The 1,055-nt window shown below is 42.2% G+C and carries 1 protein-coding gene and 1 pseudogene; both read left to right on the forward strand.

Going from position 1 to position 1,055, the window contains the following annotated elements; translation table 11 throughout:
* Positions 1 to 314, forward strand: a pseudogene (locus AB5935_RS27910) (hypothetical protein); the annotation flags it as partial.
* Positions 315 to 355: 41 nt separating this feature from the next.
* Positions 356 to 1,055, forward strand: a 700-nt coding sequence (locus AB5935_RS27915) for a fimbrillin family protein (RefSeq protein ID WP_368328091.1), incomplete at its 3' end; no start/stop codon positions are given.

The raw sequence follows: 1,055 nt of genomic DNA on the forward strand, positions 1-1,055 counted from the left end.
GTCGATATGCCAATGGTAATCTCTATTATAAGCATAATATTTCGGCCTGCTTCGTTACAAGTAACCCTAACATAGGCTATAAAATGGATGTACGGGAATTCTCCGGTAACTATGCAGCGGCAGCTACCGAAGCCGGACAGATGCCTGTATTGAATGTACATGGAAAAGCAATTGATACCAATACTTTTCCTAATGCCTGGATAGATACGTCCAAAACAGTTACCGAACTGTTTGAAGATGCAGGAAACGGCAACTTCAAACTGAGAATTGATGCTCAAGTAGGTGACCCGCGTTGGTATAAGAATGTAAAATAACCATTGAATTACTCTTGTAATACTGATTAAACATTACAGTTATGAAATTATTTCATTCATTATTATATCCCTTGTTAGGTGGTTTGTTTTGCCTCTCTTGTTCGGATGATGAGCAAGATTCAGGTACAAAACAACCTACTACTGCGGGAGAGGTTACCTTCGGTGTAGACCTCACAGGTTTCTCAACCCGTGTCACCCAAGACGGATCGTCATGGAATGACGGAGATAAGATCGGAACATACGTATTGGATATGAAGACTCTTGAACCTGTCACAGAAGCAGCGAATGTACCTTATGTCTGCTCGGAAGAGGGTGCGTCGGTTTCTTTCACTTCCACTACACCGCTGAAAGTGCAAAATGATGGAACACCGGTGAAGTTTGTGGCATACTATCCGTATAATGCCGATGTACGTAATTTTAATTATCCCGTGCAACTGGCCGCTCAAGAAAGAGGAAGTACGGCGTGCGACTTACTATATGCTGCCACGAAAGAAGAATACACCTACTCTCCGGAGAACGAACACCATATCTCATTAAACTTTACCCATCGTCTGGCAAAAGTGATTCTGAAGTTTGTGAATATGGAAAAAGAACCGTTGGAAGTAAGTGATGTACGGATTGAGGGGATGCAAACTGCCGCTTCATTCAATATACAAACAGATGTACTGACGGTTGACGAAAGCTCTGTTGCTACAATCAACCCTTATCACAATGCTACAACAGGATTCTACGAAGCTATCA

This window comes from Phocaeicola sp. RTP21198st1_B8_RTP21198_201120 (assembly GCF_040929485.1).
Classification (GTDB): Bacteria; Bacteroidota; Bacteroidia; order Bacteroidales; family Bacteroidaceae; genus Phocaeicola; species Phocaeicola dorei.